Origin of the sequence: Dactylosporangium sp. NPDC000521 (assembly GCF_042898305.1) — a bacterium.
Lineage (GTDB): Bacteria > Actinomycetota > Actinomycetes > Mycobacteriales > Micromonosporaceae > Dactylosporangium.
Genome location: NZ_JBIAYW010000004.1, coordinates 567,680 through 593,868, shown reverse-complemented (window position 1 = coordinate 593,868; position 26,189 = coordinate 567,680). Strand labels below are relative to the sequence as shown.

Sequence of the window (26,189 nt, the reverse complement as noted above, 5' to 3'; positions counted from 1 at the left end):
ATGTGAGCCTCACAATCCGCGGCGCTGTCTCGTCGACACTGGAGGCGAACGGGAGGGGAGCACATGGAACCGGTCATGACCGAGGGGCGCAGGCTGACGGACCTCGCGTACCGCCTGCTGGGATCACTCGCGGACGCCGAGGACGTCGTCCAGGAGACCTACGCCCGCTGGTACACCTTGAGCGAACCCCAACAGGAAGCCATCAAGAACCCGGCGGCGTGGCTCACGACCGTCGCCGGACGGATCTGCCTGGACCTGCTCGGGTCGGCGCGGGCGCGGCGCGAGCGCTACGTCGGGGAGTGGATTCCCGAGCCGCTGCCCGGCCGTCCACAGTGGATCGGCGGGCGGCCCGACGGCGCCGCGCCCGACCCGGCCGATCGGGTCACCCTCGACGAGTCGGTCAGCATGGCGTTCCTCGTGGTGCTGGAGGCGATGACGCCCGCGGAGCGGGTCGCGTTCGTGCTGCACGACGTGTTCCAGTACCCGTTCGGTGAGGTCGCCGGGATCGTCGGCCGCAGCCCGGCGGCGTGCCGGCAGCTCGCGTCGTCCGCCCGCCGGCGCATCCGCGAGCACCGTGCGGCCGCACCGCCGGCGGGCGACCGCACCGGCGTGGTGAGGGCGTTCCGCCGGGCGTGGGAGGCCGCGGACGTCGACGCGCTCATCGGCCTGCTCGACCCGGCGGTCACCGCGACCGGCGACGGTGGCGGCCTCGTCAACGCCGCGCCGCACCCCGTCGTCGGCGCGGCGGAGGTGGCCCGGTTCTTCGCCGCCCGCACCGGTGCTCGCCTCGTCGAACGGACCGTCAACGGCCAGCCCGGCCTGGTCGCCGAGGTCGACGGCGCGGTCGTGTCGGTGCTGGCCTTCGACGTGACGGGGGACCGGATCCGGCACATCTGGGCGGTGCTCAACCCCGCCAAGCTCCGGCCCTGGACGGCGTGACCGGCGACGCCGCGCAAGGACCTCCGGGGTGCTCCGGACCCGGCGCTGCGCGACACCCGCCGGTGGTTGCCGTGGACGACCTGAGCTCCGTGGAGCATGTACGCCGGGCGTTCACGGGCCCGCCAACTTCCGCCCGGCCTCGCGCCGCCTGACGTTGGCAACGTGCCCGTCATGTCCATGTCTCGATGGTCGGCCGGCGCGATCGCTGCCGGCCTTCTCCTTCCACTGGCGGTGGCCACGCCCGCGGCGGCGCACCGCAAGGCGTCCTTCGACATCCAGGCCCACCGCGGCGGGCTCGGCCTGCGCAGCGAGAGCACGCTGAGCTCGTTCGGCAACGCGCTGCGGCTCGGCGTCACCACCCTTGAACTCGACATCCAGATCACCGCCGACGGCCAGGCCGTCGTCACCCACGACCGTCGCGTCAGCGGCGCCAAGTGCCTCGACACCGCGCCCGTCTCTGCGGGCGATCCCGCGTTCCCGTACGTCGGCAAATTCATCAAGGACCTGACCCTCGCGCAGGTCCGCACGCTCGACTGCGGTAGCAAGGGCCTTCCCGAGCACCCGGGCCAGCTGCTCACCCCAGGCTCGCGGATGCCGCTGCTGCACGAGGTGTTCGACCTCGTCGCCCGCTACGGCAACGACGACGTCAAGTTCAACCTCGAGACGAAGGTCGAGGCCGGCGCGCCGCAGGAGACCGCGCCGCGCGAGCAGTTCGTCCAGGTCGCCGCGCGCGAGATCCGCGCCGCCGGGCTGCTGAGCCGGGTCACGATCCAGAGCTTCGACTGGGGCGCGCTGCGCCGCTTCCGTGAGGTCGAGCCGCGCCTCGCGCTCGTCGCCCTGACCAACCGCGACTTCCTGCAGACCGGCCAGCCGGGCGCCTCGCCGTGGCTGGGCGGCCTCGACATCGACGACTTCGGCGGCGACCCCATCGCGGCCGTGAAATCCATCGGCGTGACGAGTTTCTCGCCGGTGCACGGCTTCCCGCAGAACGGCAAGGTCACCGACCCCGGCTACCAGCCGTACGTCACGGCGGCGATGGTGCGCCACGCGCACGCCAACGGCATCAAGGTGATCCCGTGGACCGTCGACGACCCGGCCACGATGCACAAGCTCATCGACGACGGCGTCGACGGCATCATCACCGACTACCCGGACCGCCTGCGGACCGTCGCCGCGCAGCGCGGCTTCACGCTGCCGCGCGGTACCAAGTCACCCTTCGACATCCAGGCGCACCGCGGCGGCAAGGCGACCCGGCCGGAGAACACCCTGGCCGGGTTCCGCAACTCGCTGGGCAACCCCGACATCTCCACCCTGGAGCTCGACACCGGCGTCACGAAGGACGGCGTGCTCGTCGTCAGCCACGACCGCGCCTTGAACGGCTCCCACTGCCGCGACACCGCGCCGGTCCGTCCGGGTGACCCGCTGTACCCGTACATCGGCAAGTCGATCCACGACCTCACCCTTGCCCAGGTGAAGACGGTCGACTGCGGCAACGCCTCGGCACCCGGCGAGCGCATCCCGACGCTCGACGAGCTCTTCGCCGTCGTCAAGTCCAGCGGCCGTGCCGACATCCGCCTCAACATCGAGACGAAGATCAGCCCGACCGTCGCCGACACCGAGCCGTACTGGATCTTCACGATCCGCCTCGTCACCGCGATCTCGAAGGCCGGCCTGGACCGCCGCGTCACCATCCAGTCCTTCGACTGGCGGACCATCCAGCTGTCGCGCGCGCTGAACCCGAGGATCGAGACCGTCGCGCTGGTCTGGCAGTACGGGCCCGCCGAGTGCGCCACCCTCGCCGACGAGTGCTCGCTGCAGGCCGTCTACGGCAACCCGTCGGTGAAGAGCCCGTGGACCGGCACGCTCGACTGGTGGAAGTACCGCGACCTGGGCAAACTGGTGAAGGCGATCGGCGCGTCGACCGTCTCCGCCAACTGGCAGGTCCACGACCCGGCCCAGGGCACCGTCGTGTCCGACGACTGGTACCTGCGGCAGAACCCGGCCTACTTCCACGGCCCGGCCGTCGACGTCCTGCACCGCCGGGACGGGCTGAAGGTCGTGCCGTACACCATCGACGACGAGCAGACGATGAACCGCGCCATCGCCCTCGGCGTCGACGGGATCATCTCCGACGACCCCGAGAAGCTGATCACCGTGGCCCGCCGGGCCGGCCTGCGCTGACGATTCCTGTCGCCGCACCCGTCGTCGGTACCACCGGCGGCGGGTGCACCTTTTCGGCCTCCCGGCGATCCGCGCCGCGCCGGCTCTTCCGCGCCGGCTCTTCCGCGCCGGCTCTTCCGCGCCGGCTCTTCCGCGCCGGCTCTTCCGCGCCGGCTCTTCCGCGCCGGCCGCCGTTCCGGCGCGGTTGCCTGGCGCATGTCGCGTCGTGCGCGATCGCGCTGCTGGAGCAGCGGTTATTGACAACAAGCTTTTCAGTAGCCCAGGATGCTGAGAGCGCTCTCACGTCCGCCAACGTGGGCGTTCCGCCAACCGCACCATCTCCGCTCCTGCTCGAGAAGGGCAACCCTCACCGTGGAGATCCAACAAGAACGCACACCCCGCAGGCTCCGCGGCCGCACCGCGCTGCTCGCCGCCGCCGGCGCGGTCGTGGTGGCCGCCGCATCGATCGCGGCGCTGCCCGACGCCGGCGCGTCGGTGCCGCCCACCCCGTCCGGCTGGACCCAGATCTTCGCCGACGACTTCAACGGCGCCGCGAACACCGGTGTCAACACCGGCAACTGGCTCTACGACCTCGGCCACGGGTACCCCGGCGGCGCGGGCAACTGGGGCACCGGCGAGATCGAGAACATGACGAACAGCACCCAGAACGTCTACCTCGACGGTGCCGGCAACCTCGCCATCAGGCCGCTCCGCGACGGGGCCGGCAACTGGACCAGCGGCCGCATCGAAACGCAGCGCACCAACATCGCCGCACCGGCAGGCGGCAAGCTGCGGGTCGAGGCACGCATCGCGCAGCCCAACGTCAACACCGCCAACGGCGCCGGCTACTGGCCCGCGTTCTGGATGCTGGGCGCGGCGGCGCGCGGCACCGGCGCGACCGGCTGGCCCGGCATCGGCGAGATCGACATCCTGGAGAACATCAACGGCCGGCCCTCCGTCTTCGGTGCCCTGCACTGCGGCACCAACCCCGGCGGCCCGTGCAACGAGACCACCGGCATCGGCAGCGGCGAGCGCCCCTGCGGCGGCTGCAACGGCGGCTACCACACGTACGCCATCGAGCAGGACCGCAGCACGTCGCCGGAGCAGATCCGCTGGTACCTGGACGGCAACAACTTCTTCACCATCAACGCCAACCAGGTCGACGCGACCACCTGGAACAACGCGACCCACCACGGCTTCTTCATCATCCTCAACGTGGCGATCGGCGGCGGCTTCCCGGCCGCGTTCGGCGGCGGCCCCTACGCCTCCACCGTGTCCGGCGCGCCGATGATGGTCGACTACGTCGCCGCGTACACGGCCGGTGGCGGTGGCGGCGGCACCACGCCGCCCCCGACCGGCGGCAAGGCCGTGAAGGGCCCCGGCGGCCTCTGCCTGGACGTCCGCTCCTCCAACAGCGCCAACGGCACCCCCGTCCAGCTCTGGGGCTGCAACGGCACCGGCGCGCAGCAGTGGACGTACGTCGAGGCGGGCAGCACCCTCCGCGCGTTCGGCAAGTGCCTCGACATCCCGGGCGGCTCCACCGCCAACGGTGCCAAGCTGCAGATCTGGGACTGCAACAGCACCGCGGCCCAGGTCTTCATCCACCGCGCCGACAACACCTACTACAACCCGCAGTCCAACAAGTGCCTCGACGACCCGAACGGCTCGACGACCCAGGGCATCCAGATGCAGATCTGGGACTGCAACGGTAGCGGCGCCCAGAAGTTCAGCCTGCCGCAGTAACACTCGTACAGCGACACCCCTTGGGCCGGCCCTGTGACAGGCGCCGGCCCAAGGCCCGTCTTCAAACACCCCACGACGACGCCTCACCTCCGACCCGCCTCACGTTGACTCATCACAGCCCCCTGAGGCGGCATGCCGCACCACTCCGACCGTCCGAACCCGCGCTCTCCTGCAACCGATCAGGTCGCCAGAGTCCCAACCAGCGCACCAGCCACCACCATGCAGCTGTTCCCGGACCCCGGACCATTCGTCACCAGCATCACGACGACCTCGCGCAAACTTGAGCCACCGCGGCCAGCTCCATCACCGCGAGCCCTCCTCGACGCTGCGCCCCCTCCGCAGGCATCACCGCGAGCCCATCCCGAACCTTCCGGCATCACCCGACGGTGGCCTGCCCACCGCACTGCCCTCGGTGCCGCGCCGCCTCAGCTAGGGCGATCCCGCGCCAAGCGTGCCCCGCAGTAGCAGCCTCGGTGCCACGAGCCGGACCCTCCGGCCACGGCAGTCCCCGCCCGGCCGCCCCCTCCTGACAGCGAGCCCGGTTGGCGCCGACACCGACACGCGAGGTCGCCGCGATTGCCTGGCCCCGATGCCCACGGTCGTCAGGGCGCGGATGGGAAATCGACGGTGACGTGGAGACCTCCTTCCGGCCCGGGGCACGCGGCGAGCGGAGCGTGATGCGCGTCTGCGATGGCGGCGACGATGGCCAGCCCGAGCCCGTGGCCATCCGTGTGTTCGGTGCGGTCGGTGCCGTGGCGCTGAAACGGCTGGAACAGTCGCCTGATCTCCGCAGCGGGGATCGGCGGTCCGGTGTTGCCGACGGTGAGTCGTCCCGTGGGCGCCGTGGTGATCTCGACGGCCCCGGCCGGGACGTTGTGCCGCAGCGCGTTGCCGACCAGGTTCGTCACAAGGCTCGCGGCCAGGCGCGGGTCGCCGAGCACCGGTGCGGCGGTGAGCGTGGTGCGGACTCGCACGCCTCGCCGCTCGGCCTCCGCCCGGTGGTCGAGGACGACGGTCCGCGTGAGCTCGGCGAGGTCGAACCGCTCCCAGCGGTCGATCGGCTGATAGCCGGTCGCCAGCGTGAGCAGCGCGTCGATCAGGCGCTCCTGCTGCTCGCCGAGCTCCAGCAGCTCGTGACAGGCCGATCGAAGCGACTCGTTGGTGGCGTGCGGGTCGGTGAGCGTCAGCTGAAGCATGGTCCGCTGGACGGTGAGCGGCGTGCGCAGCTCGTGGGATGCGTTGGCGATGAACTGCCGCTGTGCCGTGAACGAAGCGTGCAGCCGTCGCAGCAGATCGTCGAGCGTGTCGGCAAGCTCCGCGAACTCCTGGTACGCGGCCGGCACGCTCAGCCGTGCGGCAAGGGTGTCCGCGGACATCGCGCGGGCCGAGGAAGTGATCACCTGGAGGGGGCGCAGCGCCCGCCCGGCGATCAGCCAGCCCAGCGCGACGGACAGCGCGGCGATGAACACCAGCGCGACGGCGGAGTAGCGCAGCAGCTCACCGAGGTTGCTGGTGGCCTGGACACCGCCCGGCCCGTCGACGGGGTCGGTGTGGCCGGTGCTGATCAGCGGCACGTTGACGAACGCCAGCAGCAGCACGCCGCAGCCGAACGCGAGCACCGCATGCAGCAGCGCGAGCCGGGTGCGCAACCGGCGGCGCGGCGCTGGGCCGTTCATCGCTCGCCGATCCGGTAGCCGCCCTCACGGACGGTGTGGATGGCGGGTGGCTGGCCGAGCTTGCCGCGCAGCCGGGCGATCGTCGTCTTCACGGTGGTGGTGAACGGGTCGGCCGCGTCGTCCCAGACCCGCTCGAGAAGCTCCTCGGTGGACACGACACGGCCGCCGGCGGCCAGCAGATGCGACAGCACCGCGAACTCCTTCGGACTGAGATCCAGCCGCCGGCCCGCCCGCGACGCGACCCTCCTGTTGGGGTCGACCGTCAGGTCACCGTTGTCCAGCACCGGAGGCAGCGCCGGTGTGGTGCGGCGGGCCAGCGCCCGGACGCGCGCGACCAGCTCGGCGAAGTCGAACGGCTTGGGCAGATAGTCGTCGGCGCCCAGGCCGAGCCCTTCGACCCGGTCACGGACGGTGCCGGCCGCGGTGAGCATGAGCACGCGGGTGCCCGCCCCGCCGGCCACCGTGCGCCGGCACACCTCGTCGCCGTGCAGGCCAGGCAGGTCGCGGTCAAGGACCATGACGTCATAGCGGGTGACGGCCAGCTGCTCCATCGCGGCGTGACCGTCGAGGACGGTGTCGACGGCCATCGCCTCGCGGCGCAGACCTGCCGCGATCAACGCGTTCAGCGTCCGATGATCCTCAACCACCAGCACTCGCATGACCACACCTCCATGCAGCGAGAGCGACGTCGACCACGATGTCACGCGGGAGGTGACAGCCCGGTGACAGCGATCGACACCGTCCTGTCACCATCGCCGGCGTACAAACGAAGCCATGACACAAGTCGCCAGGCTGCTGCGGTCGGAATGGACCAAGTTCCGCACGGTGCCCGGCTGGGTGCGCGCCGTCGTGGCCGCCGCACTGATGATCGTGCTGTTCCCGCTCACCGGGCTGGGCGGCGGTGCACCCGAGCAGCGGTCGCAGGTGCCCATCGGACCCGACGGCGCACCCGTCAGCGACGCGTTCTTCTTCGTGCACCGCCCCCTGTCCGGCGACGGCAGCATCACCGCCGCGGTCACCGCACCGTCCTCCACCAGCCCATGGGCGAAGGCAGGACTGATCGTCAGCGCAGGAGGCGAGCCGGGCGCCCGCTATGCGGCCATCATGATGACGGCTGCCCATGGTGTACGAATGCAGCACGACTACCTGCACGACCGAGCCGCGACGGCGGGCAGCTGGCTGCGCCTGACCCGATCCGGCGACACGGTCACCGGTGAGGTCTCCGTCGACGGCTCGAGCTGGAGCAAGGTCGACTCGGTGCGGCTGGCAGGGCTGCCCAGCACCGTGCAGGTGGGCCTGTTCGTGGCCTGCCCGCCACTGGTCGACGGCATCGGCACCGCCGGCAACACGGCCACCGCCACGTTCAGCGACCCCCGGCTGGCGGGTGCCTGGCCCGCCGTCGACTGGACCGGGGATCAGCGAGGAGCGGGCACCGCCACGTTCGCCGGCTATCCGTCCGGCACGTCCGGCGGGTTCACCACGTCCGGCGACGGGTTCACCGTGACCGGCGCCGGCGACCTGGGCCCGGCCCCCCGAAACGAGGTGCCCGTCGGTGCCACCGCGGCCGACCTGCTCTTCGGCACGTTCCCGGCGCTGGTCGTCATCGTCGTCGTGGCCACCCAGATGATCACGACCGAGTTCCGGACCAGGCTGATCCGCACCACCTTCAGCGCCGGTCCTCACCGGGTGCGCCTGCTGGCGGCCAAGGCAGTGGTGCTCGCCGGTGTCACGTTCACCCTCTGCCTGGCCGCGACGGTCATCGCGGTGCCACTGTGGCTGCGGGTGGTCCGCGGCCTCGGCATCACCGTGTTCCCGGCCACGGACGGCACCCTGCTGCGGGCCGAGGCCGGCACCGCCGCGCTGCTCGCCATCACCGCCGTCTTCGCGCTCGCAGTCGGCACGGTCCTGCGGCGCAGCGCCACCGCGGTGACTGCCGTCGTGGTCGCCATCGTGCTGCCCCACCTGCTGGCGCGGACCCCGTTCCTGCCGCCGCCGATGGCCGAGTGGCTGGCGACGTTCACCCCGGCGGCATCCCTGGCCGTCCAGCAGACCCTGACCCGCTACCCCCAGGTCGACAGCGTGTACACCCCCGCCACCGGCTACTACCCGCTACCCCCGTGGGCCGGCCTCGCCGTCCTGTGCACGTATACGACGCTGACCTTCGTCTTAGCCGCCGTCCTCCTGCGCAGGAGAGACGCATGAGGCGTCACCGCAGGAGCGTCGCGGGCGCGAAGGATGCGCAAGCACCGCCGCGGAAGGGTTGCGACAGGAGGGACGTGTGGAGCGCTGCCGCGACGGGAAGGGCACGGTGGAGGGCGGCTCAGCACGCCGCTGCGTGAGGAGCCGCGGCGCGCTGGATGTCTGAATCGCGGCCGTAGGTGTCGACGACCATGGTGATGTCGCGACTGGTGGCCGCGGAGTGCCTCCACGGTGGCCATGTCCGGTCCTGATCAATTTCTGGTGGTGCGGGTGTGGCACCCGCAACCGAGGCTGACACTACGGCGCCTGCGGCTGTCGGTCCGGTGCGACACGGTCGTCCAACGGCACCGTGACCTCATTGCGGGCCGCCACGCCGCAGTGTCGCGGCCTCGGCGGCGCGGCCGGCTCCGCACGCTGCGCTCGATCAGGCGAGTACCGGACCACGCCGATGCACCGGAAGCCAGGTCGACTCGGCCGTCGCCGTCGCCGTCGCCGTCGCCGTCGCCGTCGCCGTCGCCGTCGCCGTGATCGCCGTTGCCGTCGCCCTGATTGCCGGTGCATTGGTCGCTGTCGCGACGCCGTGCTGGACACCAACGCTCGCGCGGACTTGGCCCGGTAGCCTTCGTGTCAGACGGCTCCGGCCGCGTTGAGCTCGGCGATCTCCTCCTGTGTGTAGCCGAGCCCGGTAAGTACCTCTTCCGTGTCGACGCCCTTGCTCCGGCCGGTGAATCGGATTCGTCCGGGGGTGCGCGACATCCGCCACATGACGTTGTGCATGAGCATCGGCCCGAGGTCGGGGTCGTCGACCTGCGTGATCATCTCGGTCTCGCGCATGTGGGGGTCGTGGGCGATGTCGGCGGCGGAGTAGACCGAGGCGAGCGCGGCACCGGCCTGCTCGAAGGCCGCGATGACCTCGTCGCGGTTGTACTTGCGCACCCAGGTGCCCACGTATTCGTCCAGCTCGTCGGCGTGTTCGACGCGTGTGTGTCCAGCTGCGAACCACGGCTCGTCGACCACCTCCGGGTGCCCGACGAGGTGCATGACACGCTCGGCGATCGCCTGCGCGGACGTTGAGACGGCCACCCAGTGACCGTCCTTCGTGAGGTACGTGTTGCGGGGGGCGTTGTTCGTCGAGCGGTTGCCGTGCCGATGTCCGACGACGCCGAGCTGGTCGTAGACGGTGACGCCGGGGCCGACCGCGGTGAGCATCGGCTCGATGAGGCTGAGATCGATGACCTGGCCGGCCCCGTTGCGGGCGTCCCGATGGTAGAGGGCCATGACGGTCGCGGAAGAGGCGGCGATGCCCGCGATGCTGTCGGCCAGACCGAACGCGGGCAGCATCGGTGGGCCGTCGGCCTCACCGGTGAGGTGGGCGAAGCCGCTCATCGCCTCGGCCAGCGTCCCGAACCCGGGACGTGATGCGTAGGGACCGGTCTGGCCGAAGCCGGTGATCCGCACGATGATGAGTCCTGGATTGATGGCGTGCAGCTCCTCGGGCGACAGCCCCCAGCGCTCAAGTGTCCCCGGACGGAAGTTCTCGACGAGCACGTCCGACTCGCGAACGAGTCGTTTGAGCACTTCAGCCCCGGCGGGAACCTTGAGGTTCAAGGTGATGGCCCGCTTGTTGCGGGACACTTCCTTCCACCACAGTGGCACCCCGTCCTTGGACGGTCCGTGACCTCGCAGCGCGTCGCCCTTGGCCGGATGCTCCAACTTGATGACCTCGGCTCCGTAGTCGCCGAGGATCTGGCAGCACAGCGGGCCTGCCAGGATCGTGGACGCGTCGATGACCCTGACGCCACGCAACGAATCCTGAGACATGTCCCTCCCTGATTCCCTACTGCGGAACATCGTTCCGAACACAAAGCTAGGTTCGATGTTGCCCGGAGTCAATCGCCCGAACTCCGCGGCCTGGGCTGTCAGTCCGGTCGGCCCGGTCGGCTGACCCTGGCCTTCTCGGCTTGCGGGGCCGGTCACGATGGCCGCCGAGAAGGCGACGGTGGTGCTGGGGGCGGCGCCGTGAAAGAGACACTTTCCACAAGGCGTAACCATGTTCCGCTGTGCGGCTTTCTCGGCTAGTCTCCGTGACTACCACCACCGGGACCGGGGGTGAAGGGCGCCTTCAGTGCCCAACCGATACGGAGGACAGGGTTCACGTGCCGGATGATGTGTTGATTGAAGCCGTGGCACAGGGAGTGCGCGTCTTCGACCTGGGGCGGGTCCTTTTCGTGGGGATGCCTCAGTCTCCCAACCACCCTCACTACTGGCACGCGCTGCCGCGCCGGCACGGCGACATGGTGCGGGCGGACGGCGGCTCGGCCTCGAACGACATCATCACCATGGGCACCCACGTCGGCACGCACATCGACGCCCTCGCCCACGTGTCGCAGGACGGCCGCCTCTTCGATGGCTCGGACGCCTACGCGGCTTCCTCAGGTGGTCGCTTCACCGAGCTCGGGGCGCACACCATCCCTGCCGTGGTGCGCCGTGGCGTCCTCCTCGACGTGCCGGCAGCTCTCGGCACCCCCGAAGGGTGCCCTCCCGGGTACGAGATCACGCCCGATGACCTCGAGGCCACCCTCGAACATCAGGGCGGGTCCGTCGAAGCCGGCGACGTGGTGCTGATCCGGAGTGGCTGGGGCAGGCACTTCGACAACCCCGACCGCTCGGTGTTCATCGGCGGCGAATCCGGCGTCCCCGGTGTCGGCGAGGCCGGCGCACGCTGGCTCGCGGAGCGGGACGTCCTTGCCGCAGGCGCTGACACCATCGCCTTCGAGTGCCTTCCCCCGGGCGCGGGGCACAGTGTGCTGCCTGCCCACCGTGTCCTGCTCGTCAGCGCCGGCATCTACATCATGGAAACCCTCGACCTCGAGGAGCTCGCCGCCCAGCGCGTGCACGAGTTCGTCTTCGTCGCCTCGCCGCTCAAGTTCTACGGCGCGACCGGATCGCCCATTCGTCCGCTGGCGGTGACGAGCGGTGGATGAGGCGACCCTTGCCCAGGCGATCGCGCGATTCGCTGCCGGAGCCCGCTACGAGAACCTGCCCGCAGCGGTCACGGCCAGTGTGCGGCAGCGCGTTCTGGACACGCTCGGCATCTGCATCGCGGCGCAGGAACTCGACAGTAGCCAGGCAGTCATCGGCTACGTCGCCGAGCAGGGCGGTGCCCCGCAAGCGCGCGCGATCGGTGTGCCGCACCGGGTCCCCGCTGCGCTCGCCGCCTTCGGCAACGGGGTGCTCGCCCACTCCCTCGATTACGACGACACGCATCTGCCTTCGGTGCTCCATCCGAGCGCGAGCATCGTGCCCAGCGTGCTCGCCGCCGCCGAGCGCGCGGGCACCGATGGGCGCACGGCGGTCACGGCGATCGCCGTGGGCCTCGAGGTCTGCGTCCGCATCGGCATGGCCGGCTACGACCGGCAGGCCGGCAACTCGGTGTTCTTCGAGCACGGGCAGCACGCGACCTCGATCTGCGGCGCCCTCGGTGGCGCGGTGGCCGTGGGGGTCGTTCTCGGCCAGGACGAGGCACAGCTCACGAGTTCCCTCGGCGTCGCGGCGTCCATGGCCGCCGGCATCATCGAGGCCAACCGGACCGGTGGCAACGTCAAGCGACTGCACTGCGGCTGGGCCGCGCACTCCGCGGTGACGGCGGCGGACCTTGTCAGCCGGGGCATCACGGGTCCGCCGACCGTGCTCGAAGGGCGTTTCGGGTTCTTCGAGGCGTTCCTGCGCGGCGAGTTCGACCCTGCGGCCATTCTCGAGGGCCTGGGCACCGAGTGGGAGGTGCCCAGGATCTTCTTCAAGCCGTACCCCGCCAACCACTTCACCCACGCCGCCATCGACGCCGCCACCGCGCTGCGGCGCAGGGGCGTGGACCACCGTGAGGTGCGCAGCCTCACCCTCGGCGTCCCGGCGCCGGTCATCAGGACGATCGGCGAGCCGATCGACGGCAAGCGCCGACCGGCCACGGGCTATCAGGCCCAGTTCTCGGGTCCTTACGCCGTCGCCGTCGGCCTGCTCGGCGGAGGAGGCGGCCTCGGGGTCGGCCTCGACGACTACACCGACGAACTCGCGGTCGCCCCCACGCGCCGGGAACTCATGGACAAGGTCAGCGTCGTCGCCGACGACGAGTGCACCCGGATCTTCCCCGATCAGTTCCCTGCGGTCCTCACCGCCGAACTCGTCGACGGCTCGGCGGTGACCGAACGGGTCCTCGTCAACCGCGGAGGTCCGCAGCACCCGCTCTCCGATGACGAGGTCGAGCTCAAGTTCCGTGACAACGCGGGGCGACACCTTCCCGAGACAGCGGTGGCGCAGATCGCAGCGCGCGTGCTGGCCTTCGACGAGTTGAACAACGTCGGTGTCGTCCTCTCTGCCCTCGACGACGTGGCGGCCATCGAGTACTCCGTCACCACTACCGCGCAGGAAGGCGACCTATGAACTACGACCTCATCGTCCGCAACGTTCGCCTCGTCACCCATGAGTCGCCCCAGACCGTGCTCACCGACATCGCTGTGACGGACGGGCGGGTGGCCGCCATCGGCCACCTCGGCGATGCCGGCGCGACGGCGACGGTCGACGGTGGCGGCAAGCTCGCGCTGCCCGGCGTCGTCGACGCCCACCAGCACTGGGGCATCTACAACCCGCTCGAGGTCGACACGGAGACCGAGTCGAAGGCGGCGGCCCAGGGCGGTGTGACGACGGGCCTCAACTACATGCGCACCGGGCAGTACTACCTCAACAAGACCGGCGCGTACCGTGACTTGTTCCCCGAGGTGCTCGAGCGCACCCAGGGCCGGGCGTACATCGACTACGCCTTCCACCTCGCGCCGATCACCAAGGAGCACATCGGCGAGATTCCCGAGCTCATCAAGGAGCACGGTGTCACGTCGTTCAAGATCTTCATGTTCTACGGGGGCCACGGCCTGCACGGCCGGTCGTCAGACCAGAGCTCGTTCCTGATGACGCCCGAGGGTGAGCGCTACGACATCGCGCACTTCGAGTTCGTCATGCGCGGCATCCAGGCGGCCCGGGAGGCCGAGCCGCAGATCGCGGACTCCATCTCCCTCAGCCTGCACTGCGAGACCGCCGAGATCATGTCGGCCTACACCGCGATGGTCGAGCAGGAGGGGCGGCTCACCGGGCTCGAGGCGTACTCCGCCTCCCGGCCTCCGCACTCCGAGGGCCTGGCCATCTCCATCGCCGCCTACCTCGCCCACGAGACGCAGCTGGCGAACATCAACCTGCTGCACCTGAGCGGGCGCAAGGCTGTCGAGGCGGCCCTGCTCATGGCGAAGACCTTCCCGCACATCAACTTCCGCCGCGAGGTCACCATCGGTCACCTCGTCGCGGACTACCACAGCGCGTCCGGGATCGGTGGCAAGGTCAACCCCCCGCTCCGCTCGCGTGACGATGTCGAAGGGCTCTGGGAGCACGTCCTCGCCGGCGAGATCGACTGGGTCGTCAGCGACCACGCCTGCTGCCGTGACGAGATGAAGTTCGGCCACGAGCGCGGTGACGTCTTCGTGGCCAAGTCCGGCTTCGGCGGAGCGGAGTACCTCCTGCCGGCGCTCATCAGCGAGGGCCGCAAGCGAGGGCTCGGCCTGGACCGGATCGCCGCCCTCACCGCGTGGAACCCGGCACAGCGCTACGGGCTCTCCGGTCGCAAGGGCGTCATCAAGGTGGGATATGACGCTGACTTCTGCCTCGTCGACGACTCGCGGTCGTGGGTCGTGCGCGCCGAGGACTCGTTCTCGACGCAGGAGTACACGCCGTTCGAGGGCTTCGAGCTGTCCGCCGCCGTGACCGACACGTTCGTGCGCGGCCACCACGTCCTGGCCGACGGGGCCATCCAGGGTGAGCCCCGCGGTGAGCACCTGCGGCGTCCGCTGACCACCGAGTGATGCGGCGTGCCCGGGCCGAGGTCTGCGGCCCGGGCAGCCCGCGACAACCGGCCCCGACGCGAGAGGAGGACAGCGTGGATCCCTTCAAGGCGCGGAGTTCCGCACCCGAGCTCACCGCACTGTACGTGCCGGCGGACCGCCCGGACCGGCATGACAAGGCCCTCGCGACGATCGCCGACGTCGTCATCGTCGACCTCGAGGACGCCGTCGCGCCCAGCCGGAAGGACGCGGCGCGGCGCGAGATCGTCGACCTGCTGCGGCACCGGGCGTCGGTGTCCGAGGCCGCGCGCCTCTGCGTCCGGGTCAACCCGGTGGGCAGTCCATGGGGGAAGGCAGACCTCGAGGCGCTCGCGGAGGTCCTCGCCGTCGTCACCGTGCACTCGGTCCGGCTGCCCAAGGTCGAGACGGCCCAGGACGTCGAATCGGCGCGTGCCTGCTTCGAGCGGGACGTGCCGGTGTCGGTCCTCGTCGAGACGGCCCTCGGCGTCGAGCGGCTCGGGCAGATCGCCGCGGCGAAGGGCGTGGCGTCGGTCGCCCTGGGGGAGGCCGACCTGCGCTCGGACCTGCGGCTGACCGGGGATGGCGGGCTGGACTGGGTGCGCTCGCGACTTGTCGTCGCCGCCCGCGCCGCTGGGCTGCCACCGCCGATGATGTCGGTCCACCCCCGGCTGAACGACGACGAGGGCCTGCTCCGGTCCTGCGCGGCCGGGCGTGCCGCTGGGTTCCTCGGGCGCACCGCCGTCCACCCGAAGCAGCTGCCGCTGATCGTGGAGGGCTTCGCGCCCGAGCCGGCGCAGGTCGACAAGGCCAGGAGCCTGCTCGCGGCGCTCGCCCGGGGCCAGCAGATCGCGGCGGGTGTCGTCGTCCTGCCCGACGGGCAGATGGTCGACACGGCCATGGCCGCGGCAGCCGAGCACGTCGTCGCCGTGCACGAGCGAGTTCAGGCGCTCCGGCAGATGTGAGCGGTGGCGTCGGCGCGAGCCGGAGCACACGCACAGGTAGCTGAAGGTGCCGCGCCGAACGGGGTGGCTGCGGCCGGGGACCACGGTAATACGGATGGGAGGCCGCACGATGCGTATGGACGGGTTCGTCCTCGGGCCTGGCCCCGCAGGTCGCTGTGACGACTACCGGGTGGGTGGCGCCGTGGTGCACCGCACCGACGGCGGTTGGCTCATGTGGTACTACTGCCGGGACTGCGCCTATGACCGCCCGGCACCGGGAACGCTGGGGTCTGGGCGGATCGCGTTGGCCACCTCTCCCGACGGCATCAGGTGGGAGAGGTTCGACGGCCCCGAAGAGCTCGGCTCGGTGTTCGCCCCGAGCGGTGACCCGACGGGATTCGACGCCTCGCACGTCGGGCTCACCGACGTCACCTTCGACGGGCGACTCTGGCACCTGTGGTACTTCGGGGGCGACCTGACCGAACGGGCGAGCCGGACACCGCTCGGGGCGGTGACGGGGCTCGGGATGCGCCCGGGGCATGCGACGAGCCCCGACGGGGTGACCTGGACCCGCATTGCCGGCCCGGCCACCGGCGGTGCCCTTCTCGACTACGACCCGGACCGGCTGTACCGCGCGTGGCCGAACGCCTTCGGTGACCCCAACGGGACGATCTTTCTCCAGACGACCTCACCGACCCTCGACCTCGGCATGTTCCATACGGACACCTTCGTGTCCGCCGGCGGGGTCGCCTTCGCCGGCGTGGGGCCGCTCGTCTGGGCCGACGGCGAGCGTCCCTGGGACTCGCACGGCATCGTGACGCGGCAGGTGCTCGAGAACCCGTTCGGCGAGGGCCGCCGCTGGCTCATGCTCTACACCGGGCTCGACGAGCGCCATGGCCGCTCGGTCGCGACCGCCGAATCCGACGACGGCCGGCACTGGCACCACCGGTCCGACGGCCCGGTGCTGACGGCCGGGGAACCCGGCGCGTGGGACAGCCTGGGAGCGGCCGCGACCCGGCTGGTCCCTGTCGAGGACCGGCTGCACCTGTACTACTACGGCTTCAGCTCGCTCGCCGACGACGACTCCCCCCGAGGGATAGGCCTCGCGATCGCCAACCGCCGACCGGGCTCGCCGTTCCGACGCGTCACGGCGCCCGATGAGCGGTGACGCGTCACGGCGCCCGATGAGCAGCACTGAGGTGGCCCCGCGGGCCGCCCGAAGGAGGAACTGAGATGGCGGACGTCAACCTGCTCGTGGCCGGTGCGGGCGGCGGCATCGTCGCGGCGCTGCGGGCCCAGGAGCTCGGCCTCTCGGTCGCGGTGATCGACGCGAACGAGCACTTCCTGCGGGCGAACAACACGGCGATGTCGACGGCCATGATTCCGGGTGCCGGATCACTGTTCCAGCAGGAGGCGGGAGTCGAGGACTCGCCGGAGATCTTCGCCGACGATGTCCGGCACAAGACCAAGGGCCGCGCCAACCCGGTCGTCACCGAGGCGCTGAGCCGGATCTCGGCCCCGCTCGTCGAGTGGCTGGCCGGCTCGCTCAAGCTGCCACTCGAGCTCGTCACGGATTTCGAGTACCCCGGGCACACCCGGCACCGCTGCCACACCGTGCCGGGACGGCACGGCACGATCCTGCTCGGCATGCTCCACCGGGTCGCCCGGGAGCGGGGGATCGACATCGTCGTTCCCGCGCGGCTTGTCGCGGCCCGGCACCAGGACGATGCGCTCGTCGCCGTCACCGAGGCGCCGGACGGGACGACCGAGGAGATCTCCTGTGATGTCCTCGTCCTCGCGACGAACGGCTTCGGAGCCGACGCCGCGCTCGTCGCGGAGCACATCCCGGAGATCGCCGGCGCCGTCTACCACGGCAGCGAGGCCTCGCGCGGCGACGCGCTGAGCATCGGGCGGGCATTCGGTGCGGCCGTCGACTGCCTCGACGCGTACCAGGGCCATGGGGCGCTCTCGCTCAGCAGCATCCTCGTCGGCTGGGCGACGGTGATGCACGGCGGGTTCATCGTCAACACGAGCGGGGACCGCTTCGCCGACGAGACCCAGGGCTACTCCGAATTCGCCGCGCTCGAGCTCACTCAGCCGGACCACCGCGCGTTCATCATCTTCGACCAGCGGATCCACGACGCGTGTCTCGCCTTCGAGGACTTCCGCCAGACGAAGGAGTCCGGGGTGCTGCGTCAGGCCGACTCGGTGGCCGGGCTCGCCGAGCGGCTCAGCCTGCCCGCCGACCGGCTCGAGGTCTCCTTCGCGCAGGCCGCGGCCGGGCGCCGCGGCGCGACCGACCCGCACGGGCGCTCCCGATGGGGCGAGACGGACCTTGCCGCGCCGTTCTACGGGGTCGAGGTGCGTCCCGCGCTCTTCCACACCCAGGGAGGGCTTGCTGTCGACGGCTCGGCCCGCGTCCTCAACGCCGCCGGCGAGCCCATCGCGGGGCTCTATGCGGCGGGTGGCGCCGCCGTGGGCATGAGTGGCCGGGGAGCGGACGGTTACCTGGCCGGCAACGGGCTGCTCGCGGCGCTCGGGCTGTCCTTCATCGCAGCCGAGGACGCGGGCCGCCGGCTGGCGGGCCGCTGACCGAGACAAGAGGACGGCGGCGGCCGAACAAGCCGCTGACCGAACAAAGCCGCTGACCGAAACAAAGAGGACGGTGGCCGTAACAAGGAGCCGGTGACCGTGACGAAGTGGTCGGACGAGTTTGGCGCGAGCCTCTTGTTCACCGGATACCTAGATCGCTATGGTGCAATTCAATGGAACGGCGTTACGCATAGCGGAATGTTCACCGGCTCACCCATGGAGGGATGAACGTGAAGACAGGTCTCAAGCAGCGCGGCCGGGCCAACTTCAATCTGCTTGCGGATCTGGCCGCATGGAGCGGCCGGGAGCTGCAGGCCTCGGCCGAGCGGACGCTGGACAAGCGGCTCGAGAGCGAGACCCTTCCCGAGGGTGACCGCGAGCGGCTGCGCCTCGGCTACGAGCTGCTCAACGGCTCCAAGTCCTTCGCCTGGGACCGCTTCTACACCCGACTCATCGCCGAGCGCCAGTTCGTGGCGGGTCTGGAGGCGTACGAGGACGGGGCGGCGGAGATCCAGGCGGAGTACGAGGCGAACGCCGGCAAGGGCGGCGTGCTCGAGCTCAACCCGGACGTCGAGATCCCCGAATACTGGACGACGGAGTTCCACCTCACGCCGGGTGGCTGGGACGGCCACGAGCACATGGGCTTCATCATCCACGACTACGTCTACGACCTGATCTTCGCGACCGGCGGGATCGGCGCCATCAAGCCGGGCAGCCACTTCTCCGACCTGCGCTACATCACCGCCGTCGAGGGCAACCGCGACCACTACGACAACATCCTCGAGCTCGGCATCGGGACCGGCCGCTACGCCCTCGCCCTGCAGCACGCCTATCCGAACGCGAAGATCCACGGCGTCGACCTCGGCCCGAGCGAGCTGCTGCACGCCAAGCTCGTCGCCGCACGCAACGGCTTCGAGTGGAATCTGCGCCAGGCCCAGGCCGAGGCCACCGGCTATGACGCGGACACCTTCGACCTCACCACGGCGTTCATCCTCTTCCACGAGATCCCGGCCCCGGCGGCCAAGGCCGTGGTCAAGGAGGCATTCCGGGTCACCAAGCCGGGCGGGGAGTTCCTGGTCGCCGACGTCGCGCCGTACAGCGAGCACGAGAGCCTTTTCCGCTCGGTCGTGCTCGACTGGGAGACGGACAACCGCAACGAGCCGTTCTGGCGCGGTGCGCTCCTCACCGACCGCAAGGCTCTGCTCGAATCCGCCGGGTTCGTCGACGTCCAGGAGTACGGCGTGGGCGCGGCCAACTACCCGTGGATCACCAAGGGCGTCAAGCCCGCAGCCTGAGATACCACGCCTTCGAGCCCGACAAGCCGGCACGGGCCGCAAAGCCCGCTGCCGCCCCGTGCGAAGGCGGCGGTACGGCACCGCGCCACCCCCTGAGAGGAAGCCATGGAAGTTCCCAAGTACTTGGAGCACGCGACGATCGACGATCTCGCCCGGATGATCGAGGGCCTCGTCGAGGAGTTGTGGGTGACGAAGGACCGGCTGCTCGTCCTCGAGGAGGTCCTCGTGGGCAAGGGCCCGCTGTCCGAGTCGACCGTCGACGAGCACCTGCCCTCCGAGCGGCTGCAGGCCGTGCTCCGGCGTGAGCGGATGCGCCTCATCCAGCGGGTCCTCGGCGCTCCCCAGATGGACCACTGACATGGCCATGCTCATCGATCCCGCGCTGCGCTCCTCGCTCGGGCAGGCCCTCGGCCTCGCCGGGCGCACCGTCGTCGTCACCGGCGCCAACTCCGGCATCGGGCAGGCGGTGGCCCTCGGCCTCGCCGAGCTCGGCGTCAACGTCCTCGGTCTCGCCAGGCGGGAGGAGGGACTGGCCGCGGTCGCGGAGCAGGCCGCGCAGGCCGGCACCTCGTTCGCCTACGCCGTCGCCGATGTCACCGACGAGGCCTCCGTCGAGGCGGCCATGGACCGCGCCGTCGAGACCTTCGGTGGTCTGCACGGTGTCGTCGCGAACGCCGGTATCGCCGTCGTCCAGCCCGCGCTCGAGGTCAGCGCCGACGACTTCCGCTCCGTCGTGGACACGAACCTCAACGGCGTGTTCCTCACGGCCCGCAGCGGGGCCAAGAGGATGACCGGCGGCGGCTCGATCGTCCTGACCAGCTCGAGCTTCGCCCGCCGCGGCTTCCCGGACTGGTCGAGCTACAACGCGAGCAAGGCCGCCGTGTCGATGCTCGCCGAAACTCTCGCCGTCGAGTGGGCGCCGCGCGGCGTCCGCGTCAATGCGATCGGCCCGACCGCGACGTTGACGCCCGTCAACGCTGCCCTCTTCGCCGACCCGGACTTCACCGCGTCGGTCGTCGCGGGGATCCCGGCCGGCCGCATCCTCGATGCCCGCGAGCTCATCTTGCCCACCGCGTTCCTGCTCAGCCCCGTCAACGGGATGATCCTCGGCCAGACCCTCATGGTCGACGGCGGCCAGACCCTCTGAAACGCCTTCCGAGCATCACAACCCCTGGAGGCCTCGCCATGACGAAGAACAGCCCTCGCGTCGTCCACGACGTGCCCGACGCGTCTTTTCCTGACTGGTACCCGAGTAGCCCGGTCGTCACCGCCGGCCCGTTCGCGTTCACCGCCTCGATGAGCGCCACCGACTTCGACAACGGTGGGCTCGCCGAGGCCGCACAGGTCGAACCGGGCCTGCCGCTGCACAGCGGCCACCCGGTGAAGAAGCAGGTTCGCGAGGTGTACCGCCGCCTCGACTCCGCGCTCACCGCTGCCGGGTCGAGCCTCGAGCAGGGCGTGTGCATCAACCAGTGGCAACCGACCTTCCACACCGACGGGCACCTGGAGCCGGGGTGGACGCCGCGCTACCAGACCCACTGGGAGGACTGGCGCTTCGTCGCGCACTCGTACATCCAGGGCCGCGACGAGTTCCTTCTGTCCGACCGCCCGGCGAGCTGCCTGCTGCCCGTCGAGCGCCTCGTCGCCACCGACACGCACGTCGAGATCCAGCTCATCTCGCTGCTCGACGACTCCGGTATCGAGAAGCGCGCCTACGCTCACGACGTCCACAGCCCACTCGGTGGCTACTCGGTCGGCGTCGAGTCCGGCCCCTACCTGTTCAGCGCGGGCTTCATCCCGACCGACTTCGAGTCCGGCCTGCACCCGAACGCCCGGGTGCCCCAGCACATCTGGTACGGCAACCAGGTCGCCGCGGAGACTGATGAGACGCTGCGTCAGATCCGCATCACGATGGAGGCGGCCGGCGGGGAATGGCGTGACGTCATCAAGGTCGTCATCTACCTCACGCCCGAGGGCGTCCGGCAGCTGCCCGCCATCGACGAGGTCTGGGCCCGGCATTGGCCGACCGACCCGCCCGCGCGCACCATCGTCCCCGTCTCCGGCATCGGCGGGGTCAAGGGCGGCAACGTCGAGATCTACGTCATCGTCGCGCGTCCCGGGCACGGCGGCGACCGCCACATCATCCGCACGGACAACGCGCTCGCGCCGATCGGGCACCAGGCCCAGGCCGTCCGCAGCGATTCCTTCCTGTTCCTGTCCACCCAGCTCGGCCGCACCGCTTCCGGTGCGCCCGACAGCGCCTTTGCCCGCAGCCTGCCGCACACCCGCCGCCACATCGTCGACCAGGTGCGGCGCATCCACGATGACGTGGCCGCGATCTGCGAGGCGGCCGGGACCTCGATCGAGAACGCGGTCCGCGCCGACCTGTTCCTGTCCGACCTCGACGACCTGTCCGCCGTCTTCCAGGCCTGGCCCGAGCCCTTCACGAACGGGCTGCCCGCGGCCGGGTTCTACGAGGTCCCGCGGGACTTCCAGGAGGTCCCGGGCTGCGCCCTCAGCGTCGACCTCATCGTCCACATTCCCGAGAAGTGAGGTCTGCAGGCTCGTGACCGAGACCGCCGCCCGAATGCAGCAGGTCCGCGACGGCATGCGGATCTTGTGGGACGTCACCATCACGATGGACGACGGCCTGCCGCTCGCCGCCGACGTGTTCCTGCCGGAGGAGCCCGGACGCTACCCGGTGCTCATCAGCTACGGTCCCTACGCCAAGGGGCTGCCCTTCCAGGTGGGCTACCCCACGGCGTGGGAGGCGCTGTCGGGCGACCACCCCGATGTCGCCGCGGGCAGCTCCTGCGCGTACCAGAACTGGGAGGTCGTCGATCCGGAGAAGTGGGTGCCGCACGGTTACGCCATCGTGCGGGTCGACTCCCGGGGCTGCGGCCGCTCGCCCGGCTACATCGATCACTTCTCCGCACGCGAGACGAAGGACTACGTCGCGTGCATCGAGTGGGCGGCGGACCAGCCCTGGTCGACCGGCAAGGTCGGCACCTCGGGCGTGTCCTACTTCGGGATGAACCAGTGGCAGGTCGCGGCGGAACGGCCGCGCGGCCTCGCCGCGGTCTGCGTCTGGGAGGGCGCGAGCGACTTCTACCGTGACGCGTCCCGCCACGGCGGCATCCTGTCGACGTTCTGGGAGCACTGGTACGACAAGCAGATCAAGGTCGTCCAGTACGGTCTCGGTGACCGCGGCCCGGTCAACCCCATCACCGGCCTCAACGTCTGTGGCGACGAGACGCTCAGCGAGAAGGAGCTCGCCGCGAACCGGTGCGACTTCGGCGCGGTCATCCGCTCCCACCCGCTGCTCGACGACTGGCACCGCGAGCGCTCCGGCGTGCTGGAGAACATCGAGGTGCCGCTGCTCAGCGCCGGCAACTGGGGCGGCTCCGGGCTGCACCTGCGCGGCAACGTCGAGGGCTTCCTGCGTGCCGGCAGCGCGCAGAAGTGGCTCGAGATGCATGGCCTGGAGCACTGGACGACCTACTACACGGACTACGGGCGGCAGATCCAGCTCGCGTTCTTCGACCACTTCCTCAAGGGCGCCGACAACGGCTGGGACCAGCGCCCGCCCGTGAGCCTCCTCGTCCGCTCACCCGGTGAGGTCTACGAGGAGCGGGCCGCGTCCGCGTGGCCGCTCCCCGAGACGGCGTGGCGGCGTCTCGAACTCGACCCCGACCTGCTCCACTTCGTCGAGCAGCGCGACGCCGCAGCGGGATCCGTCGAGTTCTCCGGCGGCCAGGAGGTCACCTTCCGGCTGCCGGCGACCGACACGGCTCGTGAGGTCACCGGTCCGGTCTCGGCGAAGCTGTTCGTGTCCACCGACTCGGACGACGCCGACATCTTCCTCACCGTCCGGCTGTTCGACCCCGACGGCAAGGAGGTCACCTTCGCCGGTGCCGTCGACCCCAACGCGCCGATCAGCATGGGGTGGCAGCGCCTGAGCCACCGCGAGCTCGACGAGGCCGCCTCCACCCCGTGGCGGCCGATCCACTCGCACTCGCGTGCCCTGCCCGTCGAGGTGGACAAGGTGTACGAGGTCGACGTCGAGGTCTGGCCGACGTGCATCGTCGTCCCCGCCGGCTACACGCTCGCGGTGACCATCGGCGGCCGGGACTACGAGAATCCCGAGCTCGAGGCCTCGGTGACGATGTCCAACTTCAAGAACGCCATGAAGGGCTGCGGGCCGTTCCTGCACGACGACCCGGTCGACCGTCCGGCGCGGCGGGACGCCGCGCGGGTTCGTGTCCATTGCGGCGGTGACCACCGATCGAGCGTCCTGCTGCCCTTCCAGGAGCGGTGATCGCCGTGTCTCCGGAGTCCGCTTGCCCCCCGAAGCTGCCCTCGTGGCTGCGGGAAGCCCTCAGGTCCGCCGTCACGGCCGAGCTCATCGCGAAGGTCGTGGCGGTCGACCTCGACGCGGCGTTCGATCACCTGCGCGACGACGAGGAGTTCGTCGCCCAGCTGACCGCAAGCGTCACGGAGAACGTGCGTACCCTGCACCGGGTCGCGATGGGCGAGGTCGAGCTCGACGAGCTCGACCTCGTGCAGCCCCGGCGCCTCGCCGTCGTCCAGGCCCGGCGGCGCGTCGTGCAGGCATCCCTCCACCTGTCCTACCGCGTCGGGTTCCTCACCATGTGGCGGGACTGGGTGGGCCGCCTCGACGCTGTCGAGCCGGACCCGGCCCGCCGGTGCGAGGGGGCCCGCCTGCTCACCGAACTCGTCATGGCCTACCAGAACGCGGCGCTCGCCCAGGTGGCCCGCGAGCACATGGTCACCGAGGAGAGCCTGCAGCGGTCGCGGGACCACCTTCGCTTCCGCCTGGTCAAGGACCTGCTCAGCAGCGACCACGTCCCCGACAAGTTCGAGCTGCTCGGACTCGGCTATGACATCGATGCCGACCACATCGCCGTCGCGACGCGTGGCGATGCCGGCAGTACCGACTGGGTACGACGTGCTCAGGCGACCTGTGCCGTGACGGACGTCCTGCCCCACACCGAGCCGGACGGCACCCAGGTGCGCTTCCTCGCCCGGCGGGCGTGGACCGCCGAGGCGCGGGCCGGGCTGCGCCGGCTGCTCGCCGAGCACGGTGTCGCCGCTGAGGTGAGCGCGCCCGCGCGTGGCCTCGACGGATTGCGCCACACCTACAGCCAGACAGGGCGGCTGCGTCGGATTCGAGGGGCGCTCGCCGGGCAGCATCGGCGCCACCAGCTTGCCGGTGACGGAGTCATCGAGTACGCCGACGTCCGCCTCGAGGCGATATTCCTCGACGACCTGCCCATCGCCGCCCAGCTCGTCGAGGAGGAGCTTGCGACCCTGAGCGGCACCGGCAGCGGACTCGACGTGCTGCGCGAGACCCTGTGTGTCTGGCTGCGCGAGCGCAACTACGCCGCGACCGCGAGAGCCCTGCACCTGCACGAGAACACCGTGCGCAACCGCGTCCACCGCATCGAGGAGCTGCTCGGCCACGACCTGCAGTCCCGCCAGGCCGAGCTCATGCTCGCGCTGCGGCTGCACGACCTGCTCGCCGGCCTGAACGAGACGGCTACACCGATCCGCCGTGTGATGTGAGCAGTTCACGGGCCCGCTCGGTCGCCAGCGTGGTGTACTGCACGATCGCTGCCTTGACCGCGCTCAGGTCACGCCGGCGGTAGCCGCTGACGATCCGCTGGTGGACGTCGACGAACTGCGAGGAACTCTTCCGGGTCATCCCGAAGCTGTGCGCCATGATCGTCGGTATGGCCAGCGCCTCGTACTGGACGATGGTGCGCCGGTTGCCCGAGAGCCCGATGAGGAAGCGGTGAAACCGATCGTTGGCCTCGAGGTAGGCCTCGAAGTCGGTGAACTCGTCGTTGAGGATGAACCGCGACAGGTCGCTGCACAGCTGGTCGAGGACGGCCAGGTCGTCCTCGGACACGGAGCCGACGGTCAGGTCGGCGACCCCCTTCTCGATGATCGCGCGCGCCTCGAACGCCTCCGCGGCGTCGTCGGCCGTGAAGGGAGCGACCCGATGGCCGTACTGCGTCGACGTGATGAGCCCTTCACGGCGCAGCGTCGACAGCCCGGCGAGGACGGCGGCCGGCTCGACGTCGAGGCGTCGCGCGAGCTGCGGGACGTCGATGTCATTGTGCCCGTCGATCTCCCGCGCGAGGATCATGTCGCGCAGTCGCTGGTACACCTGGTTGAAGCGGTCGAGCGTGAGCCCGCCGAACCCACCGCGGAAGTACGTCAGGGGCAGGCCTTCACGCGCCTGGGCATCCCGCGCCCGGCCGATGAAGATGCTGTGGCTGCCCGCCTGCACCGTGTCCGACACCTCACACTCGATCGACGCCAGGGCGTCGGTGAGGACGGGATTGCCGAGGACTCCCTCGTGGACGCGCACCCCGGTGAACTTGTCCTCGCCCGGGCGGGCGAACTGCAGCGCGAGCTGCTCCTGGCCCTCGCCGAGAATGTTGAGGCAGAAGGTGCCCGCCTCGGCGACGCTCCGCTCGGTCGGCACCGAACGGTTGACGCAGACCAGCACCATCGGCGGGTCGAGCGACAGGGACGTGAGCGCGCTCACCGTCATGCCGGCTCGGGCCTGGACGCCTCGTGACGTGAGGACGGCGACGCCGGTGGCGAAGCGACCGGCGACGCTGCGGAAATGCTCGCGGTCAACGTTTGGCGTCCGAACGGCGTTCATGTCCCGAGTCAACCCCGGCGCCGGAGGCGAGGCAATCACGGGTTCCC

The 26,189-nt window shown here is 70.5% G+C and carries 20 protein-coding genes; 16 read left to right on the top strand and 4 right to left on the bottom strand.

Annotation, left to right across the window (positions count from 1 at the left end; translation table 11 throughout):
- Positions 1 to 75: 75 nt before the first annotated feature.
- From sigJ to ACFY3L_RS16945, 3 genes are all read left to right on the top strand, one after another.
- Complete coding sequence (gene sigJ, locus ACFY3L_RS16955) at positions 76 to 939, top strand: RNA polymerase sigma factor SigJ (RefSeq protein WP_389323997.1); 864 nt, start codon at positions 76 to 78, stop codon at positions 937 to 939.
- A 171-nt stretch (positions 940 to 1,110) separates the two neighbouring features.
- Positions 1,111 to 3,120, top strand: a complete 2,010-nt coding sequence (locus ACFY3L_RS16950) for a glycerophosphodiester phosphodiesterase family protein (protein WP_389323994.1) — start codon at positions 1,111 to 1,113, stop codon at positions 3,118 to 3,120.
- 351 nt (positions 3,121 to 3,471) lie between these two features.
- Entirely contained in the window at positions 3,472 to 4,842 is a 1,371-nt protein-coding gene (locus ACFY3L_RS16945) for a ricin-type beta-trefoil lectin domain protein (RefSeq protein ID WP_389323991.1), read from the top strand.
- A 602-nt stretch (positions 4,843 to 5,444) separates the two neighbouring features.
- On the opposite strand, the gene ACFY3L_RS16940 is transcribed toward ACFY3L_RS16945, so the two are convergent.
- Entirely contained in the window at positions 5,445 to 6,518 is a 1,074-nt protein-coding gene (locus ACFY3L_RS16940; protein WP_389323988.1) for a sensor histidine kinase, read from the bottom strand.
- Positions 6,515 to 7,177, bottom strand: a complete 663-nt coding sequence (locus ACFY3L_RS16935) for a response regulator transcription factor (protein ID WP_389323985.1) — start codon at positions 7,175 to 7,177, stop codon at positions 6,515 to 6,517. Before ACFY3L_RS16935 ends, ACFY3L_RS16940 begins: the two co-directional genes overlap by 4 nt.
- A 115-nt stretch (positions 7,178 to 7,292) precedes the next feature.
- On the opposite strand from ACFY3L_RS16935, the gene ACFY3L_RS16930 reads away from it, so the two are divergent.
- Entirely contained in the window at positions 7,293 to 8,720 is a 1,428-nt protein-coding gene (locus tag ACFY3L_RS16930; RefSeq protein WP_389323982.1) for a hypothetical protein, read from the top strand.
- 624 nt (positions 8,721 to 9,344) lie between these two features.
- On the opposite strand, the gene ACFY3L_RS16925 is transcribed toward ACFY3L_RS16930, so the two are convergent.
- The gene (locus tag ACFY3L_RS16925) at positions 9,345 to 10,538 is read right to left on the bottom strand and encodes a CaiB/BaiF CoA transferase family protein (RefSeq protein WP_389324585.1); all 1,194 of its coding nucleotides are present in this window, start codon (positions 10,536 to 10,538) and stop codon (positions 9,345 to 9,347) included.
- A 335-nt stretch (positions 10,539 to 10,873) separates the two neighbouring features.
- On the opposite strand from ACFY3L_RS16925, the gene ACFY3L_RS16920 reads away from it, so the two are divergent.
- The 12 genes from ACFY3L_RS16920 to ACFY3L_RS16865 all read left to right on the top strand — a co-directional run bounded on the left by ACFY3L_RS16920 (position 10,874) and on the right by ACFY3L_RS16865 (position 25,031).
- Positions 10,874 to 11,701: a cyclase family protein gene (locus tag ACFY3L_RS16920; protein ID WP_389323979.1), complete on the top strand. Its 828-nt coding sequence runs from the start codon at positions 10,874 to 10,876 to the stop codon at positions 11,699 to 11,701.
- Positions 11,694 to 13,154, top strand: coding sequence for an MmgE/PrpD family protein (locus ACFY3L_RS16915; RefSeq protein WP_389323976.1), 1,461 nt, complete (start codon positions 11,694 to 11,696; stop codon positions 13,152 to 13,154). Before ACFY3L_RS16920 ends, ACFY3L_RS16915 begins: the two co-directional genes overlap by 8 nt.
- Positions 13,151 to 14,617: a dihydroorotase family protein gene (locus ACFY3L_RS16910; RefSeq protein ID WP_389323973.1), complete on the top strand. Its 1,467-nt coding sequence runs from the start codon at positions 13,151 to 13,153 to the stop codon at positions 14,615 to 14,617. Before ACFY3L_RS16915 ends, ACFY3L_RS16910 begins: the two co-directional genes overlap by 4 nt.
- A 74-nt stretch (positions 14,618 to 14,691) precedes the next feature.
- The gene (locus ACFY3L_RS16905; protein WP_389323970.1) at positions 14,692 to 15,579 is read left to right on the top strand and encodes an HpcH/HpaI aldolase/citrate lyase family protein; all 888 of its coding nucleotides are present in this window, start codon (positions 14,692 to 14,694) and stop codon (positions 15,577 to 15,579) included.
- Positions 15,580 to 15,673: 94 nt separating this feature from the next.
- Positions 15,674 to 16,726, top strand: coding sequence for a hypothetical protein (locus tag ACFY3L_RS16900; RefSeq protein WP_389323967.1), 1,053 nt, complete (start codon positions 15,674 to 15,676; stop codon positions 16,724 to 16,726).
- A 65-nt stretch (positions 16,727 to 16,791) separates the two neighbouring features.
- On the top strand, positions 16,792 to 18,150 hold the full coding sequence (locus ACFY3L_RS16895) for an FAD-binding protein (RefSeq protein WP_389323965.1): 1,359 nt from the start codon (positions 16,792 to 16,794) through the stop codon (positions 18,148 to 18,150).
- A gap of 230 nt (positions 18,151 to 18,380) precedes the next feature.
- Complete coding sequence (locus tag ACFY3L_RS16890) at positions 18,381 to 19,445, top strand: class I SAM-dependent methyltransferase (protein WP_389323962.1); 1,065 nt, start codon at positions 18,381 to 18,383, stop codon at positions 19,443 to 19,445.
- Positions 19,446 to 19,550: 105 nt separating this feature from the next.
- Positions 19,551 to 19,802 carry a hypothetical protein gene (locus tag ACFY3L_RS16885; RefSeq protein ID WP_389323960.1) on the top strand — a complete coding sequence of 84 codons (252 nt, stop codon included), beginning with the start codon at positions 19,551 to 19,553 and terminating at the stop codon, positions 19,800 to 19,802.
- Position 19,803: 1 nt separating this feature from the next.
- Entirely contained in the window at positions 19,804 to 20,592 is a 789-nt protein-coding gene (locus tag ACFY3L_RS16880; protein ID WP_389323957.1) for an SDR family NAD(P)-dependent oxidoreductase, read from the top strand.
- Between the two features lie 38 nt (positions 20,593 to 20,630).
- The gene (locus ACFY3L_RS16875; protein ID WP_389323954.1) at positions 20,631 to 21,998 is read left to right on the top strand and encodes a Rid family hydrolase; all 1,368 of its coding nucleotides are present in this window, start codon (positions 20,631 to 20,633) and stop codon (positions 21,996 to 21,998) included.
- A 13-nt stretch (positions 21,999 to 22,011) separates the two neighbouring features.
- The gene (locus ACFY3L_RS16870; protein ID WP_389323951.1) at positions 22,012 to 23,763 is read left to right on the top strand and encodes a CocE/NonD family hydrolase; all 1,752 of its coding nucleotides are present in this window, start codon (positions 22,012 to 22,014) and stop codon (positions 23,761 to 23,763) included.
- Positions 23,760 to 25,031 carry a PucR family transcriptional regulator gene (locus tag ACFY3L_RS16865; protein WP_389323948.1) on the top strand — a complete coding sequence of 424 codons (1,272 nt, stop codon included), beginning with the start codon at positions 23,760 to 23,762 and terminating at the stop codon, positions 25,029 to 25,031. Before ACFY3L_RS16870 ends, ACFY3L_RS16865 begins: the two co-directional genes overlap by 4 nt.
- On the opposite strand, the gene ACFY3L_RS16860 is transcribed toward ACFY3L_RS16865, so the two are convergent.
- Positions 25,006 to 26,142 (bottom strand): flavin reductase, encoded by a 1,137-nt coding sequence (locus tag ACFY3L_RS16860; protein WP_389323945.1) that lies wholly within the window; start codon positions 26,140 to 26,142, stop codon positions 25,006 to 25,008. The two genes, ACFY3L_RS16865 and ACFY3L_RS16860, sit on opposite strands and share 26 nt — an antisense overlap.
- Positions 26,143 to 26,189 lie beyond the last annotated feature (47 nt).